Raw genomic sequence first — 20,026 nt, forward strand, 5'->3', positions numbered from 1 at the left:
CGGGTCACCAATAATGTGGAGGATTAGCTCAGCTGGGAGAGCACCTGCCTTACAAGCAGGGGGTCGGCGGTTCGAGCCCGTCATCCTCCACCATTAATTTTTATAACGCCGCGGGGTGGAGCAGTCTGGTAGCTCGTCGGGCTCATAACCCGAAGGTCGGTGGTTCAAATCCGCCCCCCGCAACCAAACCATAAACATCCTCGAGTAATCTACCATGTAGGTTTTGCGACGAGGAGCAAATACAAGTTTTTGAAGATAACTCTAAAGAATTAAATTAAATATTTTAACTTTAAACAAAAAATTATTAGGTCCCGTGGTGTAGCGGTTAACATGCCTGCCTGTCACGCAGGAGATCGCGGGTTCGATTCCCGTCGGGACCGCCATTTTAATTTAGTTTAATATTTTTTTGGCTCGGTAGCTCAGTCGGTAGAGCAATGGACTGAAAATCCATGTGTCGGCGGTTCGATTCCGTCCCGAGCCACCATTTAATGTGCTGGCCTAGCTCAATTGGTAGAGCAACTGACTTGTAATCAGTAGGTTGGGGGTTCAAGTCCTCTGGCCAGCACCATTAAATTTTTCTTGACTAATTGTCAATTTTTCTGTAACATGAAAATTGTCTCTTATGGAGGGGTAGCGAAGTGGCTAAACGCGGCGGACTGTAAATCCGCTCCCTCAGGGTTCGGCGGTTCGAATCCGTCCCCCTCCACCACTTTTAGGGGCATAGTTTAATGGTAAAACGAAGGTCTCCAAAACCTTTGATGTGGGTTCGATTCCTACTGCCCCTGCCATTATAAAGCCCTAACATTTAAAATTAATATGGCGGCTGTGGCGAAGTGGTTAACGCACCGGATTGTGGTTCCGGCATTCGTGGGTTCGATTCCCATCAGCCGCCCCATTTAAAACATTGGGCTATAGCCAAGCGGTAAGGCAACGGATTTTGATTCCGTCATGCGAAGGTTCGAATCCTTCTAGCCCAGCCATTTATTTGCGGGAGTAGTTCAGTGGTAGAACACCACCTTGCCAAGGTGGGGGTCGCGAGTTCGAATCTCGTCTTCCGCTCCATAATTAGGCGGCATAGCCAAGTGGTAAGGCCAAGGTCTGCAAAACCTTTATTCACCGGTTCGAATCCGGTTGCCGCCTCCAATAAAATACTTTAAAGTCCTTTATACCCTTGCCGGGGTGGTGGAATTGGCAGACACACAGGACTTAAAATCCTGCGGTAGGTGACTACCGTGCCGGTTCAAGTCCGGCCCTCGGCACCATTATATATATCTTTTTAGGACAAGCAATTTCAGTTTTGCCGGTGTGGCGGAATTGGCAGACGCGCGGGACTCAAAATCCCGTTCCTTCACGGGAGTGTCGGTTCGACCCCGACCACCGGTACCATCTACATAATTTGCATCAAGTTTAATAATTCATTATTAGCTCGTAATCCTTGATATATAAGGGTTTGCGAGCTTTTTCTATAAATTGAGTTTACGATAGAAAACGATTGATTTTGAATCGTTTTTACACATTTTTACACAAGATTTACACCACCATTTGCTCGAATGTGTGGACTGTTCCGAGCTCATCTTCCTCGCGTAACTCTTTGATGACGTGTGTGTATTGTTTTAAGGTGGTATCAATATCGCCATGACCTAGTCGTTCACTTACATAGTGAATGGAAACTTTTTTATACAATAAGAGACTTGCATGTGTATGTCTTAAGCCATGAATGGATATTGGTGATATACCAAGTTCCTGTAATGTTTTCTTTAGTAGATTGTTTGCATTAGTATTGCTTATTACTTTATATTTGGAACTAGGGCTGTAGAAAACCAACTGGTGTATATTTGTCGGCGTAGTTTTAAATAGCTTTTTAAAATGCGCCATCGTTTGGCTATCCATTTTTATCGTGCGATTCGATTGGTCATTTTTTGTTGGACCAAAACCTTCAGGATGTCGCTTTAGATAACCCCAGGTTTTGTTAATAGTAATTGTATTCTTTTCAAAATTAAAGTCTTTTCTAGTCAGTCCTACCATTTCTCCGAAACGAAACCCAGAGGTTAATCCTAAGAGTAGTAATGAATAACCCAATCCTTTATCAAGCTTCTTCCAGATCTCTTTTAGCAACAATTCGCTTTCCTTATAGCCTAGATGTTTCTCTTCAGACTTTTTAGCTGCTACTGTCCATCTGATTACTGCATTTCTTGTGAAGTCACGATGAATGATTTGCTCATCTACAGCATCTTTTACACAAGCACGTATATGAGTGTTTACCTTCTCTACAGTTTCTTTAGCTTTATTAGAACCGAACTGATTGATAAACATCTGGTAATCGTGTTTAGTAATCTCTTGTAGTGGTTTACTACCAAAATGCTCTTTAATAGCACGAGATGTATACTCATAGTGATTTCGTGTTGTTACAGAAATGTTCGTTTTATAAAGCTTAAACCATTTGTCAAAATAATCATCAATTGGAACTGGTTTCAAATGTGGGAGTAATCCTTTGTTCAATTGCGATTCTATCTCTGCAGCAGCTATTAGAGCTTCTTTCTTGGTTTTAAAACCTCCTTTTCGTATCGGTTTGGGTTTACCATCGACGATACGACTTATTATATATTGATAAGTTTTACCTCGTTTTTGAATGCTGGCCATTAATTTCCCCTCACTTTTTATTTGATAAGGATGGCCGGTCGAAATAGGTCACCCTTATCTTACTAAATTTTTAATGATTTTTCATTGGTAGTGTTACTAAGAGTAAATTTTCTTGAAATTTTGATCTAAGAACTCAGCCATTTTTGAGGCGTGGAAGGACCATGTTTGTCCTTTAACTTTCGGATAGAATACGAAGCCTCCATTCTCTACATCAAGTATTTTTCGAAATTGAGTGGGATAAAGAATATGTTCTTTAATCCATTCATTTTTACGGTTAATTCTTGCTTCAAGATCCTTCATTGACCAATAAACTCCGGTTAATTGGTGCTGCTTTAGTTCTTCCAGTTCAATTTTTGAGATAAGGACTGAGTCTGCTGGGATTGGAATCGTTAAGTTAACTGAGAGTTGTTGCATATAGTTCTCCTCCAGATTTTTAATGAGTTTTCGTATTAAAACGCTTTTATCTGAAGTGTTTTATTTGTTTTGTATATGCTCATTAGTTAGGAATATAAACAGCAGTATCCTTTCTTTGTGCCATATACTAAACTTTTCTTATGTGTTTTTCTCTAAACAAATAGCGCATCTGCTGATAAGTGCAGACTCCATGTAGGAAGTCTAACAGTGTCTTATCGCAAATGCGCTTTATCATAGTGTGTTTCATTTTTATTGTTTCTTAAGTGTTATTCAGTTTGTAAATTCAATTTATAGTATTTATTATTTTTTGTCAATATGGTTTGCTCAGAGCATCAATTAACTTATATATCGTTTTGGTGTTGTAAGGTCTTGACTGTAAGACTACTATTACAGTTAGAATTGATGTATAGAGTACTAGAACAAATTGGAGGGGAAATTTATGTCTGAGAATTTGAAAATGTCTGATGCTGTTAGGGTTACTGGAGTATCCAAAAGTCGAATAAATGAAATGATAAAACGAAAACTTATTAACCCGGAGAAAGACAATAGTGGGTATGTATTTACCGATGAACTAATAGGTTTGATCAAAATGTATAATGGTTTAAAAGTTGATATTAAGATGCCATACTCTACTATTAAATCGCTTAGTAGATTTCTCGAAGACTCACCTTCGTTTGCTGAGAGAATTAAAGAAATATATAAGATCTTTCAAAACTATGATTGTTCAGCAAATTACATGGCTACCAAGAAACATTTCTATTTTTATTGTAGCGGTTTGTTAGAGTCGGTTGATGAATTTGATGAGTTACTAGAGGAAATAATAAGTGAAAAAATATCATATCCAGAAAAAGAAACTCTAAAATCTTTGTATAATTATTTTTTTTACAAAGCGAATGTCATTGATGTATACATGGATCTTTATAATATTGAACAAGAATTTGAGTCGGAATTTTGGAGTCAAGATGTTGTGGAGGGTTTTGATGAATATATCTTCAATGTTGTTTTTAACAGACCTTTAATTACTGAAAAAATAAATGAACATCTTATGCGTATCTTGATGAAGGATCACTATAATTCTGAATCAAAAAACAACCCTCTCATAAAAAAGTTGACTCTTTTGTTAAAGAAGGTCAATAAATACCGTGATGATACAAATATTGATTATGATACATGTCAATATATATTTTCACATGCAATTATGTTATTAAGCTTCAATATCTTTGACGATCAACAATTATCTGAGCTGTGGAAAGACATAGATCATGTCAATCATTAGTATTGGAGGTTAATATGTCAATTATTAAAGGTGGTGCAGCAGGGTTTAATAGTGTATTATTTTATTCCGATAATTTTAGTTCTAAAGCAATAAGAGAAAAAGATGGAACATTAAAAATAGAATTATCTAATCGAAAGAGTGTCTCTAACTTTGAAAGGATGATAAAGCGAATACCCATAATTCGTGGATTATTCATCTTTGTGAAACCTGCTATCGTTATGTGGAAGGTTATTTTAATAGTTTTTCTTCCAGTTTTAGTTCTTCTTTTATTGAGCAGTGGTTCTTCAGAAAGTGCTACAAACAGTTCATTTATTCAAATCTTATCAATAATGACTAATGTCATAGATAATCACTTTTGGTTGCTAATTGCTATCACATTGATGATTTATGCAGCAATTATCAAACTTAGTGATCTTGGCAAGTATCATGGGGCTGAGCATATGACAGACTCCTGTTTTAATTCATTATCCAGCCTTGTTATATCAGACGTTGCTAAACAGCCGAGAATACATAAACATTGTGGAACTAACTTTGTAATCTTCTTATTTGTAGTTGTTTTTATACTCTCGTTCCTAATTTCAAATTATATTGTAATAGCTTTACTGAGTGTTTGTTTAGCGTATGAAGCATTTCTCATTCAGTCGAGAATTATGACACCTTTTTATTGGATTGGAGGTTTGTTTCAGTATCTATTCTTTACTTCTAAGCCCTCTACAGAGCATTTAGAAGTTGCCGTAGCATCATATGAAGCACTCATAGAAGCCGAAATAAAATATAGTAAGGGTAAGGCATAGTATTTGTATGGAAAACTATCGAAAAATCTGGAGACTTTTTTTCAATAAATAAAAATATTGACCCTCTATGGTAATCCTTGTATGATGAGTTTACACGAACAGATAAAAATGAATATAAAACACTCAGATAAAACGCTCAGGCGTCAAGTATTAAATAGTTCAACAGTTTTGTTGTGCTATTTATTATATTTTGACGTACTGGGCGTTTTTTGTTCCATTAAAAAATAAAAATTAGGAGGTTAAATTATGAATCTAGTCGATTTGTTGAATGAAAGACTTAACGAAAGTCCAGAAGAAAAAATGGTTCGCACCAAAATAGTGAGAGAGATGAATTGGAAAAAAGAAGGTGAAAAATTCTTAGAAAGAAGAAATAGATTAAATTTATTTCGAGCTGACATTTCTCGTGCGATTAATGTGAGTTCTTCAAGATTACGCCGCTTCGAGTTAGGAGAGGGAGTTAGGGAAGCAAGGCTAATTGCTAGAGCATATGCATTGGCTATAGAAAAAGAGGAGTTGAACATTGAAATAAGATTATTACGCCAACGATTGGCAACTCTAACAAATAAGGAAACTTAAAAGAACTGGTGAATAAATCTTAGAAACTAGGTTCAAACGGAAAAAATAATACTATTTTGAAAAAACGGAGAATACTAGATAAAATCAGGGTTCTTATTTCAAGCAAAATCCCTTATAATACGTAGCCTTATAGTTATTGAGTTCAGGGTAAAGAGGTTCAAGTATTCTGCACTCTATGTGTATTGTGTAAGAACGAAGAGGTAATAAATAGATTTAGCTCTAACCATGTGAAAATTGCAACGAGTTATTGTGCTTATAGCTTCTTTTGCTACGTAATACCTTTTTGAAAGCTCACATCAAAGGAGGAATCTTTATGCAATTCAACACCTATAAACTTAAAGCTGCTCGTTGCCTGAAAGGTTACAGCATAGAAGAAATGGCAAGACGAATTGGTATCGATGTACATGCTTATTGGCGTATCGAGAGTGGGAAAACTCAATTGAAGGTTCAATCTCTTCTAAAAATTGCTACAGTGCTTGAACAGCCTCTCACTTACTTTGTAGAAGAAGCTGAGGGGATTACTGACATAAAGGATCGTGTAACAGAACTACTAATCCTGTTTGATCGTTTAGATGATGAAGCAAGAGCACAATATTCAACATTAATACAATCGTTGGAATCAGTTTGTTAAACATAATTGCAAAAGATAAAAATAAAATTTGCAATTATTGTGAAGAAAAGACAATCTAACAAGTAACTTTAAAAGAAGTGCGAAATACACCGGGAAAACTAGAGGGGGAAGCGAAGGAATGATTGATACATTTGAGATTGCTTTATTAACGGGGTACTCAGCTATTAACCTATTAGAAACTGAGTTAGAAGAGGATATAAGGTTTAAGGGAAACTTTTGTAAGATCATTGATCCACTTGGAAAACCAGGAGTTAGAGCAATTAATATTACAAGATTAAAGAACAGCAAGAAATATAGGATAGCCATTGAGATAAATCCAACGGAGCTTATAGGAGAGGTTGCAAGCATTGAACTCTTCGATTGCAGTCAGGAGAATTTAGAATCCTTAGAAAAAGCGTTAAATGCAACACTAGAGTACATTCATCCAGAACTCGCACTAACAAATGAGAAATGGAAACTATCTCGAATTGACTTTGCACTACAGTTCTACACATCGCATGTAGAGTTGTATACTATACTTGAAAGTAAAGGCCCGATCCCTTATCGATTTAAAGGTCTACAGATGTCAGGAAGTACCTACAATAAGTGTAAAAGTTCCCGAATTAATGCCTATAGTAAGCAAGATCAGATGTCTAAAACAAATTGTCCAGTAAACTTAAAAGAAAAAGCTAAAGACCTGTATCGCTTTGAATATCAATGTCTAAACACGGATTACCTACTAAAAAAATACAACATTGAAAAAAGCAACTTGTTTGGCTTATTCCGTGAAGATATTGCTCAGGCTGTTTTGAAAAGACAACATGGACGTCACATTAAGACAGGTGACTACTACACATACAACGAAGCTGTGAAACTAGTCATGAAAATGAAAAAGCAAGAGAGATCAAAACAGACAGTAATAGAAGTATTGAAGTTTATTGAAGTTTCTGGATCCTTTCCTAATGCATTACAAGCAATCGAAACAGGTGCTGAGAGCGTACCAGACCCTTTTAGAGATGCAAATAGTCAATGTAGCTATAACACCCTTAAGGAGAAGTTTAACGAATTTGTCAGAGAACATTTATGTAAGGCTGGCATTAACCCAATTTTACTTCCTGTTGAAAGCAACATCTTATTCTTACCTAATACTTCAACCAAACTGTTTATAGCTTAACTTAACATAGATCCTTAAGGTATGTAGACTACCATAGGGGTCTATTTTGCTTATTTAACCAAAATTCATTTACCTAATGAACAGAAAGTAGTGTTTAAGGTGGACATCGAGGACCGCCTTAGCTATAGATTAAATACCAATTTACAATAAAAACTTTATTTGATCACGCACTTTCCTCTCTATCTCAAATAGAGAGAATTCATAACCAATGTAGTTGTATTGGTCTTCGACAAATTGCAAACTAGATGCGAGTCTAGGTACTGCTATCCCTATCCTTTATCAATGTGATTTTTGAGGAGTGGTCGACAATTAAAAGGTAAACATTCAAAGAAAAATCACCCTATTGCCCGTTACAGCTAAGGGTGATTTTGCTATTCAAAATGTTTAATTTAAGTAAATTGTTTTAATAGCCTACTCCTAATAGTTATTTAGAATAAGAAGCAAGATCAAGGCAACAACCTCTAAATTTCTATAATGATTACTTATCTACTAGAGAAATAAGTTATGATCAATAAGGACTTTAAAGAATACTAGAGCAATCATAATGCAAAACTTAATTAGGTGAATAAAATTCACTGAACTGTATGAAAAGAGTCAAATAAGTAGGTAAAACAACGTGCATTTATCGCACGTTGTTTTTATTCTTTTAAACGAATATCACAAGGTTCAATGACTAATGCAATATCTTCATATGTTAGAGTTGTATCTTGGACGAGCTCGTCTTTTAAAAAGCTTAGAAAACCTTCCTCATAAGACTTTAAATAGACTCTTGCAAGTTCGTTACCATCTTTGTCATAAAAGGCCACGGTGTCGTCTTGCTGAATTTCACGTATGCCAAACATAGGATAGTAAACAAGCTCCTCATCAAACTTAAACGGCTTCAGAGTTTGAATGAAACATTTAAAACAAGAGTGGACTTTTCCTTCGTTTTTTGAACCTACAAAAGCTTCAGTAATGCTAGAGTTACAGAAATGACAAGTATACATAGATAATTCTCCTTCCAATTGTTTGGTTTTTTTTGGATGTTAGTTATTATTAAGATATGAGTAGAATGCAAACACCTCCTTTCAAGGTGGTAAAAATACATTAAGAAGATGTTTATTGTGATTTTTGTTCATCACAATAGAAAGTATGAGGGGAAGGTTTTGAGGTTTAAAAAAAGCCATGTCTAATCGGTAGGATAAAAAGAGCAGAGAGAAATTTTATTTCCGTAGGACTCCTCCGTTTTCCCCGAAGGGGGAAATTCTTGAATAAATGCCAGAATTGTAATGTTATTTCACTCCATAATTGGCATACCCGGGGCTCAAATTTTACAAGACAATAAAATCACTAATACCTAGTAGGGTCAGAAAATTTTTATAATTTTCCCTTTTTATATTAGATTTACTAGTTGTACAAAAAAACTTTACATATATAGACAAAAATATCAAAATGAGAAATTAAAAAGAATTCTCTTTATTAAAGAGAGGCAGCAGAGGAATAAGAATTGGTTTTGAGCCAAATCTTAATGACACTGCTGTTTTTTAAATCTCAGAATAAATCTCCAAATATCAAAAGTAGTTTTGTTATTTTATTACTTAACTTTAGACAAGGATTCACTTAATATGTTCAGTTCACTAATGTCTCCTACTGAAAGCAAATGTGACTATTGGAAAAAATTATGTGGTTTAGTAGAATAAATGAGAGAGAATTGTAAATGAAAGAAAATAAAGTATAGGGAAAAAATAATAGAATATACGCCAAGTTTGAATAGGGGGCAAATATAAATGTTTGAAATTGAGGGTAGAGATATTAGTGAATTGAGTGACAGTGATTTAAGGTCGCTTATCGGACTTCTTTGTGAGGCCGAACTCCGTTCTATGAATTTACCAACAGCAGGTGTTACATGGGGTGGTCACCAAAATGCGAAAGACGGAGGAATTGATGTACGAGTTGAATTGACAGCTTCAGTTCATAGTGACGGGTTTATTCCTCGTTCTAACACAGGATATCAGGTTAAAAAGCCGGATATGCCTCGCAGTGCTATTTTTAAAGAGATGATGGTAAATGGTGAGCCGAAACAAGTTATTAAGGATTTAATAGCTTTAAATGGTGCATATATTATTGTAAGTAGTCAAGGGTCAACTGCTGACTCTGCTTTAAAAGATAGAAAAGATGCAATGCAGGAAGTGGTTGATAACTTTTCAAATACGACTAATTTTAAAGTCGATTTTTACGATCGTGAGCGAATAGCTGGATGGGTGCGAAGCTTTCCTGCTCTAAGTATCTGGGTAAGGGAAAAAATTGGAAGGCCAATTAAGGGGTGGAGGACTTTTGGGAATTGGGCCCGTACTCCTGGGGGGCTTAAAGAAGAATACATTCAAGATGAACAAATACGTCTATACAGCAGTGGTAATACCCACTTCGATGGGTTATCTGCTTTAGAAGGATTAAATAAACTAAGATCAATTCTAGAAAGGCCAAAGTCGAATATTCGTTTAGTCGGTCTCTCGGGTGTTGGAAAAACTAGATTAGTACAAGCCTTATTTGATGATAGAATTGGCAATAGCCCATTAAATCCCTCTACTGTTTTTTATACAGATATAAGTGATGGGCCTAATCCTGATCCATGTACTCTTGCTCAGCGTTTAGTAGATTTAAATAGTCATGCTACTCTTATTGTCGATAATTGCCCACCAGACTTACATAATCGTTTAGTAGCAGTAGGGGGAGAACCTAATAGTTTAATAAGCATAGTTACTGTTGAATATGATGTTCGGGAGGACCAACCTGAAGAAACTGAAGTTTTTCGCTTAGAGCCAGCATCTAAAGAGTTAATTAGTCATATTTTAAAGTTACGCTTTTCTCATTTAAGTGATGTAAATGCTAGTACTATAGCAGAATTCTCAGGAGGAAATGCACGTATTGCGATAGCTTTAGCCAATACTGTTAAAAGAGGAGAGAACCTTACGGGGTTAAGAGATAATGTTCTTTTTAATAGATTATTTGAACAAAGAAATGAACCCAATATCCGTTTATTACAAGCTGCTGAAGTTTGTTCATTGGTTTACTCATTTGATAGTTCAATAGATGAAACAGAAAGTAATGAGCTATGTACATTAGGGTCATTAGTTGGAATGTCAAAACAACAAATTTATGAAAATGTGAGTGAACTGAGACGTCGTGATCTTGTGCAAAAGAGAAGCATATGGAGAGCAGTTCTGCCTCATGCAATAGCAAATAAGCTTGCACAAAGGGCTCTTGAAAATATACCTATTAATATTATCTGTAATAGGTTTGAAAACAGAGAAAATGAAAGATTATTAAAATCTTTCTCAAGAAGGTTAAGCTTTCTACACGATTCTGAGGAAGCAAAAGAAATTTCAAATAGATGGCTGAAAGAAGGAGGACTTTTGGGCAGTGTTAGTAATTTAAATGAGCTTGGTATTAGTCTTCTCAAAAACATTGCTCCAGTAAATCCAGAATTAGTTCTTACTTCTATTGAAAAGGTTCTACTTTTAGAAGAAGCGAATACCTTCTTTTCTCGTGATAACCCTAAGTATATTGAGTTCACCAGGCTTCTTTGCTCTATTGCGTATGATAAAAATTACTTTGAGAGATCTGCTAGTTTGCTTTGCCGGTTTGCACTATCTGAAAGACCAAAAGAAAATGTTAACTCAATTAGAAGAATGGTGAAGACACTATTCCATATATACTTGTCTGGTACAAAAGCCGCACCTGAACAAAGACTGAAGGTAATTGACAAATTGGTGACATCTAAATTTCACGATGAGATGGAACTAGGTCTTTTATTGTTAGGGGCTGCACTAAAAACTGATAGTTTTATTTCCGATCATTATTTTGAGTTTGGAGCGCACTCTAGAGATTATGGACTTCAACCTACTACTATGAAGGAAATACAGCATTGGTATAGGGTTTTTATCCAATATTCTCTAAAACTTATTATGAATCAAAGTCCAGTTTCAGATAAAGTAAAAGTAATTCTCGGGAGGAAATTTGGTAGGTTATGGCTTAAAACACGTTTGTATGATGAACTTGAACTTTGTGCAAATAAAATATCTGAAAAAGGTTTTTGGGGTGAAGCATGGGTAGCTGTTAAATCTATTAAGAAACGGAACCAAGAATCTTTGGATTCAAGTATTGAATCACGCTTAGGTAAATTAGATCAAATTCTAAAACCAACAAGTTTAATTGAACATGTAAGACTTTATGTTTTATCTGAAGATTCTTTTGCTTTAGTCGATACTTTTGATGAAAATAATAGCGATGATGAAGATATTAAAATTGAGGATAATGCAAAATCTTTAGGTATCGAAGTTGGATCCAATCAAGAGATTTTAAAGGAATTATTGCCTGAAATTTTATGTTGTAATAACTGGGTGATGTTTAATTTTGGCCAGGGATTGGTAGAGGGAACATTGAGTTCTAAATTGATCTGGGAGGAATTTATAAGCCAATTACCTACTCTAGAAAGAACAAGTATAAACTATCAAGTAATTCGAGGTTTTTTAAATGCACTATCAAAGAGTAATCCAATTCTTTGTAACAGAATTTTAGATGATGCTTTGACGAACAAAATTATAGCAGAAGTATTTCCTTTGTTACAGACAAGTATTGAAATTAATGAAAGCGGTGTGAATAGGTTAATTAATTCGCTTGAATATGGTCATGCACCAATTTGGCAATATAGTAATTTAGGTTATGGCACAGCACGTGAAACTATTAATGATGTTGACTTTTATAATTTGATAAAGTTAATTTCTTCCCAACCTCAGGGTTTAGAAGTAGCTATTGACATACTTCATATGAGACTTCATGGACAAAAAAAGAAAGGTCAATATAATAAAACAATAATTGGATTGGGGCAAGAGTTGCTTTCTATGTATGAATTTCAAAGAAAGACTTCCAGAAACGACAGAAGTGATTATGAACTATCGCAAATTATTAAAGCCTGTTATGTTACTGAATGTGCCAAAAAGAATGCGGAAATCCTAGGAGAAAAATTAATAAAGGGTTTTAATAATTATGATATTTACTCTTGGGACTATATTCAAGTATTAGAAGCTCTGGCTGATACTCAACCAATAGCTTTTCTTGAGACATTTGTAGAAAGTAAAGAAGGTAGAGAAATAGATATGTTATTTCGTGATGAGATACGAACCAGGGCGAATCCAATTTCTAAAATTAATGAGGAAGTTATTATTGAATGGTGCGAAGCTAATCCTAAAACAAGATATTTATCATTGGCGAGAATAATTATGCCTTATTGCACTTGTAAAAGTGATAATAGTTTACAATGGACGCCTTTAGCATTAAAGGTCATTGATAAGTCCAATGAGCCTATCGAAATATTAGAAACTTTTAGTTATTCTTTTTTTCCAATGTCTTGGAGTGGGTCTCTAGCAGCTGTAATGGAAAAACGTTTAACTTTAATTGATGAGTTAAAGGTACATCCTGATAGAGCTGTAGTGAATTGGGCGACCAAACAACAATTAGTATTAGAGGGCGCAATTAGACAAGAGCGTGAGAAAGAATTAAATGAAGAAAGAAGAAGAAATGAGCGATTTGAATAGTCTTTGAGAAGTAGAAACTTTGTCAATAAAAAAACTCTATTCATTGTTACTAATAAGGCTTGTGAAGCACAGAGAAGGGCTGCCATTTGTTTATTTCGCTAAAAAAACATAAGAGTCGCCCACTCGCTTCCTATTTCCTAACATATTAGAGTACAATACATTCAAATGTCAAAATAGCCTTGTTCATATAGCTAATGTGAAATTATAAAATGTATATTATATATGATTTGCAATTTTTTATCCAGTTAGTCTTCGATAACTAACACTTCTCATATGCTTTTTATAGTTCATCCAAGATGACAATAACATAATCAATAGAGGAGAATTTAAAATAGGTATTTTGGAAAAGTATTTACATTTAAAAATATTAGGTTCATACCGTTGTACATTCTTTTGGTATAATGGACCTAATAAAATATGTTGATGTTTTAATTAGTTTTTATCAAAGGAGAAATATGAATGGAAAACATAGAGAGTATTGAAAAACGATTATGGGAAGCGGCCGATGATTTACGTGCTAATTCGAAGTTAACTTCTACCGAATATTACATGCCTGTTTTGGGACTTATTTTCTTACGGCATGCCTTTAACCGATATTTAAAGGTTGAAGCAGAGATCAAAAAATCTTTACCATCTAGAGGTGGAGTAACACGCCAAATTACCAGGGAAGACTTTTTAAGTAAAAATGCATTGTTCCTACAGGAAAATGCTCGTTTTGACTATTTAATAAACTTGCCAGAGGATCGAGATCGTGGGCAAGCAATTATAGAAGCTATGGATGCAATAGAAGAGGATTATGATGACTTAAAAGGGGTTTTACCTAAAGATTATCATATATTTGAGAATGATTTACTTACTAGACTATTAAAGGTATTTAATGATGAAGCTCTAAATGAAGTAAATGGTGACGTATTTGGACGTATATACGAATATTTCATCATGAAATTTGCCCTACAAGGGGCACAAGACAATGGAGAATTCTTTACTCCAGTTTCACTTGTTCAAATGATCGTAAATACTATTGAACCTGACCACGGCATTGTTCTTGACCCTGCATGTGGCTCCGGGGGGATGTTTGTACAAACAAGCCATTTCTTAGATGAACACGGACAAAATGCAAACTCTGCTGTTACATTCTATGGACAAGAAAAGACATCTACAACAATACGATTAGCAAAAATGAATTTAGCAGTACATGGGTTAGAAGGAAAAATTGCGGAGGCCAATACATTTTATGAAGATCAACATGAGTTGTTAGGTAAATGTAACTTTGTAATGGCGAACCCGCCGTTTAATGTTGATAAAGTAGATGCTGAGAAAGTAAAAACAGATCCACGATTACCTTTTGGATTACCGGGAGTAAGCAAGAGTAATGAAGTTAATAATGGTAACTATCTGTGGATGTCTTACTTTTATAGTTATTTAAATGATAAGGGTCGTTCTGGGTTTGTAATGTCATCACAAGCCTCAAGTTCTGGTGGTGGTGATAGGGATGTAAGGAGAAAAATTATTGAAACAGGTCATGTTGATATAATGATTTCTATAAGAGGTAATTTTTTCTATACCCGCACGGTACCTTGCGAGCTATGGTTTTATGATAAAGGAAAACCAAAACATATGAAAAATAAAGTTCTTATGATTGATGCTAAGAATATTTATAGGAAAGTAACCCGGAAGGTGTTCGACTTCTCACCAGAACAACTTAAGAACTTGACAGCAATCACTTGGCTATATAGAGGACAGGAAGAGAGATATTTAAATCTTATAAAAGATTATTTTAATAAGGTAATCTTTAGCATTAAGGCACTTCCAAGCGTGTTAAATGAATTTGAGATTTCGTACTCCCCACTTATCTCAAGATTAAGTACTTTTTCAAGCCTTGTCTATGACAGTAAAGAGGTAGATGATAGTAATAAAATAGCATTTACCAACAAGATAGAAGAGATAAATATAGCTACCAAAGCTTTTAAAGAAACTTATGCTAAGTTAATGCAAGAACTTGTTAAATGGGAAGAAAAATTAGGGGAATTAGGGAGCGATACCAATAGTTCGCAATTAAAGCTTTCAAAAATAATGGAGCCTATTTCAGTTGATATTAAAAAATTGTCAAAGCAAGTCGATGATAATTATAAAATACTAATGCGTACATTTGAGTTTGTTGAAAAGGAAATTAAGGCAAAGTTAGTTGATGCAGACTGGAAAAGTCGTGCTATAAATAAACAATTAAAAGAACTTAATTCACGTAAAAGTAATTCTACAGAAGAATTAAAACAAGTAAATTACTTCTTGCGTCAAATAAATTGGCTGCAATCTAAGTTTCCTAATGCAAAATATCAGGATATAGAAGGATTAGTTAAGTTAGTTGATCAATTAGAGATGGAGAAACAAGATTGGAGCTTAAATCCAGGACGTTATGTTGGCGTTGCACCAGAACAGGTTGACGATGAGTTTGATTTTGATGAGGTAATGAATGATATTCACTTGGAATTAAAAGGGTTGAATGATGAGGCGGAAGAGTTAGCAAAAATTATTCAATTAAATTTCAAGGAGCTAGGATTATGAAAAGAATAACTATTGGAGAAATAGCTGACGTAAAAGGTGGCAAACGTCTCCCAAAGGGAAAAGATGTACAAGATGAAGTAACAGAACATCCATATATTAGGGTGGTGGACTTAGGTGAATATGGCGTAAACTTACAGACAATAAAATATATTACTAAGGATGTTCATGAACAGATAAAAAAATATACCATTACTTCAAATGATATCTATATAAGTATTGCTGGAACAATAGGAAGAGTAGGAATTGTACCACAACATTTGTCAAATGCGAATTTAACTGAAAATGCAGCGAAAATTGTCATTAAAGACAAAAGGGTAAATCATAAATACCTGATGTACTTTTTAAAGAGTCCTTTGGGTCAAGGTCAAATAGCAAGTAAAACAGGTGGTACATCTCAACCCAAATTAGCTCTTTTTAGGATAAAAGAAATTGAATTTTTATTACCGGACTTAACAACTCAGGATAAAATAGTTTTTTTTCTTTCAGCATATGATGAATTAATAGAGAATAACTTGCGCAGAATTACACTTTTAGAAAAGTCAGTACATTTATTGTTTAATGAATGGTTTATTAAGTTAAGATTTCCTGGATATGAACATTCACAGATTACTGACGGCGTTCCAAATGGTTGGGAAAAAATTAGTGCAACAAGTATTATGGAAATCAATCCAAAAACAATCGTGGTAAAAGATAATATTAATAAATATGTAGAAATGGCAGCATTATCTGAAAACTCTATGGTTATAACAGAAGCCGGTAAAAGAGAAGGAAATAGTGGTTCAAAATTTCAAAATCACGATACTCTTTTTGCAAGAATAACACCATGTTTAGAAAATGGGAAAACTGGTTATGTTAATTTTCTTTCTGAAAATGAAACAGCGATTGGTTCTACTGAGTTTATTGTTTTAAGGGCAAAAGGTATACCTCCGGAGTTTGTTTACTGTTTAGCTAGAACATATAGTTTTCGAGAAAATGCTATTAAGAGTATGATAGGTTCTTCAGGAAGGCAAAGAGTACATGTAAGTTGTTTTGACGATTTTCTAACTTTAAAACCTACTGATACAATCTTGGAAATGTTTAGTGAACTTGCTAATCCAATTTTTAATCAAATAAAAACTTTAACATTAATAAACCAGAAATTAAGAAAAACACGTGATTTATTACTGCCGAAACTGATGAACGGGGAGGTTAAAGTATGAGTGGATCTATGTCTGAAGATAAGCTAGTACAAGAAACTACAGCAAATTATTTTCGAGATGAATTAAAATGGGATTCTGTGTTTGCTTACAATACAGAAATACTTGGACTAGACGGAACCCTAGGAAGAACATCTGAAAAAGAAGTGGTCCTATTACGCTACCTTAGACATGCACTCAAGACTTTAAATCCTGGGCTACCAGATGTAGCTTATGAAGATGCGATACATCAAATTACTGAATTAAATGTTTCAAAATCAATGATACAAGTAAATCGTGATAAATATTCCATATTTAAAAATGGCGTACAAGTATCTTATAGAAATAACAAAGGATTAATAGAGAAAAAAAGGCTTCGGGTTTTCAACTTTGGAGACCCGAGAGCTAACCATTTCTTGATTGTAAGAGAAATGTGGGTAAAAGGTAAGGTATATCGTCGACGTCCAGATATTATTGGTTTTGTGAATGGTATTCCCTTACTTTTTATTGAATTAAAAAATGTGCACCGTGATATTCGACAGGCTTATGAAGGCAACTTAAGCGATTATAAAGATACCATTCCCCATTTGTTTGATCACAATGCTTTTGTATTTTTAAGTAACGGTGATGAAGGTAAAATAGGGTCAATTTCGAGTAAATACGAGCATTTCAATGAATGGAAGCGTTTAAGTGAAGAAGATGCTGGTGTTGTAGATTTTGAAACATTACTCAAAGGAATGTGTACAAAAGAAAACTTCATGGACATATTTGAAAACTTTATTCTGTTTGATGATAGCTCAGGAAAGGCTATTAAAATTGTTGCTCGTAACCACCAATATCTTGGTGTAAATAGAGCGATTGAAGCAGTAAAGAATAGAGAATCATTAGATGGTAAATTAGGGGTATTTTGGCATACTCAAGGAAGTGGAAAGTCATACTCTATGGTTTTCTTTACCGAAAAAGTACATCGGAAAATAGAAGGTAACTTCACATTTTTAATTGTTACTGATAGAGAAGATTTAGATAGTCAAATTTATAAGACTTTTGCAGGAACAGGAGCTGTAGGTGATGAGAGCTCTAAAGCAGGGTCAGGCAAGCATTTAGAACAACTATTAAGCTCTGATCATGAATATGTTTTCTCAATGATTCACAAATTTAACCAAGAAGTAGATCCTAATAAGCCTTATTCAAAACGTAATGATATTATTGTTATCTCAGATGAAGCTCACCGTACACAATATGGCCGACTGGCTTTAAATATGCGAAATGCACTACCTAATGCACACTATATTGGTTTTACGGGTACACCATTATTTAAAGATGACCAAATTACTAAAAGGTTATTTGGTGACTATGTATCTACCTACGATTTCCAAAAAGCTGTTGATGATAATGCTACTGTACCGTTGTTTTATGATAACCGTGGTGAAAAACTCAATCTATCAACAAGGGATATAAACCAAAAGATTGCAGAGAAGTTAGAAGAGACGGAGCTAGATCAAGATCAACAGGCAAGATTAGAAAAAGAGCTGGCGCGCGAGTATCATATTCTTACTGCTGAGAAACGGTTAGAAGCCATTGCAAAGGATTTTGTAGAGCACTATTCAACTCGTTGGGAAACAGGAAAAGCAATGTTGGTTTGTTTAGACAAGATTACAGTTGTAAGAATGTATAATCTAATTCAAAAATATTGGAACGAAAAAATACAAGATGTTGAAAGAACTATAGGTACAATAGAAGACGAGCAAGAAGAAGCATTTGCTAAGAGGAAGCTCCACTGGTTAAAAGAAACAGAAATGGCTGTTGTGGTCAGTGAAGAACAAGGTGAAATTCAGAAATTTAAGAAGTGGGATTTAGATATTATTCCACATAGAGAAAAAATGAAAAACGGTTATGAAACTGATGATGGTAGACGAATAGATTTAGATACTGCTTTTAAAAATCAGAATCATCCATTACGAGTTGCACTAGTTTGTGCCATGTGGTTAACAGGTTTTGATGTACCAAGTCTCTCAACTTTGTATTTAGATAAACCATTAAGAGCACATACGTTAATGCAAACAATTGCAAGAGCAAATCGTGTTCATGAAGGAAAAAACAATGGTTTAATAGTGGACTACTGTGGAATTCTAAAAAACTTAAGAGAAGCCTTAGCCACATTTGCTACAGGACAAGAAGGCGGTAACGATGGTAAAGATCCAGTTAAACCCGATGAAGAGTTGCTAGAAGCTTTAAGGGAGACAATTGAGGCTACAAAAACTTATCTATTAACGAGACGGTTTAGTTTAGATAGTATGTCAGAGAAAAAAGGTTTTGACTTAATAGCAACAATAAATAAGGCAAAAGAAGCTGTTAATGAAAATGAAGAAACTAGAAAAAGGTATGAAATTCTCGCTCGACAAGTATTTAAAAAGTTTAAGGCTTGTATCAATATTAAAGAGGTTAACCAGTTTAGAGGTGACTATAATAATATTGATATTATTTACAAAAAACTACAGGATGATAAAGAAAAAGCTGACATTTCGGAAGTATTACGGGAAATGCATGCAATTGTAGATAAATCAATTACAATATCATCACATCAAATAAAAGAAGATAGCCGCTTATATGATATCAGTAATATTGATTTTGATAGGTTAAAAGAGGAATTTAAAAAATCACCTATCAAAAATACGACTGTTCATAATTTAAATGAAGTAGTGGAAAAGCGACTGAGTCAGATGATAAAGAAAAACCCATTACGTATCGACTATTATCAGAAATATCAAGAAATTATAAACGATTACAACAAGGAAAAAGATAGAGCGACAATAGAGGAAACCTTCGAACAAATCCTTAGATTCGTAAAGGATTTAAATGAAGAAGAAAAGCGTGGAGTTAAAGAAGGTTTGGATGAAGAAAAATTAGCACTCTATGATTTGCTTATTTCAGAAAAAAAGCTTACGAATAAGGAACGAGAAAAGATTAAAGAAGTCGGAAAAGAATTACTTGAAGTTTTGAAGGCAGAAAAGTTAAACATGAGTAACTGGAGAGAAAAAGAATCTACAAAAGCAGATGTGAAAACTTTTATCTATAACTATCTTTATGATGAGAATACTGGATTGCCAATAGAACAATATACTCCCGAAGATGTTGAGTATAAAGCTAACGTTGTATTTGAACATATATTTAATCAATATAGTAGCTCTAGTGATCATGTATATACTGCATAAAATTAATTAGGATAATCTAA

12 protein-coding genes and 13 tRNA genes are annotated in these 20,026 nt (G+C 34.4%); 22 read left to right on the forward strand and 3 right to left on the reverse strand.

Translation table 11 applies throughout. The features are described from left to right. The first annotated feature begins 17 nt into the window (after positions 1 to 17). The 13 genes from J2S74_RS22085 (at position 18) to J2S74_RS22145 (ending at position 1,386) form a co-directional block, all read left to right on the forward strand. A tRNA-Val gene (locus tag J2S74_RS22085) sits at positions 18 to 93 on the forward strand. A gap of 16 nt (positions 94 to 109) precedes the next feature. Continuing rightward, positions 110 to 186: transfer RNA gene (locus tag J2S74_RS22090), tRNA-Met, on the forward strand. 121 nt (positions 187 to 307) lie between these two features. Next, a tRNA-Asp gene (locus J2S74_RS22095) sits at positions 308 to 383 on the forward strand. Positions 384 to 408: 25 nt separating this feature from the next. Then, positions 409 to 484: transfer RNA gene (locus tag J2S74_RS22100), tRNA-Phe, on the forward strand. Between the two features lie 8 nt (positions 485 to 492). After that, a tRNA-Thr gene (locus J2S74_RS22105) sits at positions 493 to 568 on the forward strand. A 56-nt stretch (positions 569 to 624) separates the two neighbouring features. After that, positions 625 to 709: transfer RNA gene (locus tag J2S74_RS22110), tRNA-Tyr, on the forward strand. Positions 710 to 714: 5 nt separating this feature from the next. Further along, a tRNA-Trp gene (locus J2S74_RS22115) sits at positions 715 to 788 on the forward strand. A gap of 31 nt (positions 789 to 819) precedes the next feature. Beyond that, positions 820 to 895: transfer RNA gene (locus J2S74_RS22120), tRNA-His, on the forward strand. A gap of 10 nt (positions 896 to 905) precedes the next feature. Further along, positions 906 to 980: transfer RNA gene (locus J2S74_RS22125), tRNA-Gln, on the forward strand. 7 nt (positions 981 to 987) lie between these two features. Beyond that, positions 988 to 1,062 (forward strand) — tRNA-Gly (locus J2S74_RS22130). 6 nt (positions 1,063 to 1,068) lie between these two features. Further along, a tRNA-Cys gene (locus J2S74_RS22135) sits at positions 1,069 to 1,143 on the forward strand. A 30-nt stretch (positions 1,144 to 1,173) separates the two neighbouring features. Continuing rightward, a tRNA-Leu gene (locus J2S74_RS22140) sits at positions 1,174 to 1,262 on the forward strand. A gap of 37 nt (positions 1,263 to 1,299) precedes the next feature. Further along, positions 1,300 to 1,386, forward strand: a tRNA-Leu gene (locus tag J2S74_RS22145). A gap of 144 nt (positions 1,387 to 1,530) precedes the next feature. Here J2S74_RS22145 and J2S74_RS22150 read toward each other — a convergent pair. Together J2S74_RS22150 and J2S74_RS22155 are read right to left on the reverse strand one after the other, a co-directional pair. Continuing rightward, complete coding sequence (locus tag J2S74_RS22150; RefSeq protein ID WP_307330237.1) at positions 1,531 to 2,640, reverse strand: site-specific integrase; 1,110 nt, start codon at positions 2,638 to 2,640, stop codon at positions 1,531 to 1,533. Between the two features lie 96 nt (positions 2,641 to 2,736). Continuing rightward, positions 2,737 to 3,054: a DUF771 domain-containing protein gene (locus J2S74_RS22155; protein ID WP_307330240.1), complete on the reverse strand. Its 318-nt coding sequence runs from the start codon at positions 3,052 to 3,054 to the stop codon at positions 2,737 to 2,739. A 439-nt stretch (positions 3,055 to 3,493) separates the two neighbouring features. Between J2S74_RS22155 and J2S74_RS22160 the strand changes: the two genes are divergently transcribed. The 5 genes from J2S74_RS22160 (at position 3,494) to J2S74_RS22180 (ending at position 7,484) form a co-directional block, all read left to right on the forward strand. Beyond that, complete coding sequence (locus tag J2S74_RS22160; RefSeq protein WP_307330243.1) at positions 3,494 to 4,330, forward strand: hypothetical protein; 837 nt, start codon at positions 3,494 to 3,496, stop codon at positions 4,328 to 4,330. A gap of 14 nt (positions 4,331 to 4,344) precedes the next feature. Continuing rightward, positions 4,345 to 5,124, forward strand: a complete 780-nt coding sequence (locus J2S74_RS22165; protein ID WP_307330245.1) for a DUF1385 domain-containing protein — start codon at positions 4,345 to 4,347, stop codon at positions 5,122 to 5,124. A gap of 246 nt (positions 5,125 to 5,370) precedes the next feature. Beyond that, a complete protein-coding gene (locus tag J2S74_RS22170) occupies positions 5,371 to 5,700 on the forward strand; it encodes a hypothetical protein (RefSeq protein ID WP_307330248.1) in 330 nt (109 codons plus the stop codon). Between the two features lie 313 nt (positions 5,701 to 6,013). Next, positions 6,014 to 6,331, forward strand: coding sequence for a helix-turn-helix domain-containing protein (locus J2S74_RS22175; protein ID WP_307330251.1), 318 nt, complete (start codon positions 6,014 to 6,016; stop codon positions 6,329 to 6,331). A gap of 118 nt (positions 6,332 to 6,449) precedes the next feature. Continuing rightward, positions 6,450 to 7,484, forward strand: coding sequence for a hypothetical protein (locus J2S74_RS22180; protein ID WP_307330255.1), 1,035 nt, complete (start codon positions 6,450 to 6,452; stop codon positions 7,482 to 7,484). Positions 7,485 to 8,122: 638 nt separating this feature from the next. On the opposite strand, the gene J2S74_RS22185 is transcribed toward J2S74_RS22180, so the two are convergent. Beyond that, the gene (locus J2S74_RS22185; RefSeq protein WP_307330257.1) at positions 8,123 to 8,470 is read right to left on the reverse strand and encodes a hypothetical protein; all 348 of its coding nucleotides are present in this window, start codon (positions 8,468 to 8,470) and stop codon (positions 8,123 to 8,125) included. Positions 8,471 to 9,250: 780 nt separating this feature from the next. Here J2S74_RS22185 and J2S74_RS22190 point away from each other — a divergent pair. The 4 genes from J2S74_RS22190 (at position 9,251) to J2S74_RS22205 (ending at position 20,006) form a co-directional block, all read left to right on the forward strand. Next, a complete protein-coding gene (locus J2S74_RS22190; RefSeq protein ID WP_307330259.1) occupies positions 9,251 to 13,057 on the forward strand; it encodes a hypothetical protein in 3,807 nt (1,268 codons plus the stop codon). Between the two features lie 459 nt (positions 13,058 to 13,516). Next, positions 13,517 to 15,619: a type I restriction-modification system subunit M gene (locus J2S74_RS22195; RefSeq protein WP_307330262.1), complete on the forward strand. Its 2,103-nt coding sequence runs from the start codon at positions 13,517 to 13,519 to the stop codon at positions 15,617 to 15,619. Then, on the forward strand, positions 15,616 to 16,818 hold the full coding sequence (locus J2S74_RS22200) for a restriction endonuclease subunit S (RefSeq protein WP_307330264.1): 1,203 nt from the start codon (positions 15,616 to 15,618) through the stop codon (positions 16,816 to 16,818). Before J2S74_RS22195 ends, J2S74_RS22200 begins: the two co-directional genes overlap by 4 nt. Continuing rightward, positions 16,815 to 20,006, forward strand: coding sequence for a type I restriction endonuclease subunit R (locus J2S74_RS22205; protein WP_307330266.1), 3,192 nt, complete (start codon positions 16,815 to 16,817; stop codon positions 20,004 to 20,006). Before J2S74_RS22200 ends, J2S74_RS22205 begins: the two co-directional genes overlap by 4 nt. Positions 20,007 to 20,026 lie beyond the last annotated feature (20 nt).

It is taken from the genome of Evansella vedderi (assembly GCF_030813435.1).
GTDB lineage: Bacteria > Bacillota > Bacilli > Bacillales > Salisediminibacteriaceae > Evansella > Evansella vedderi.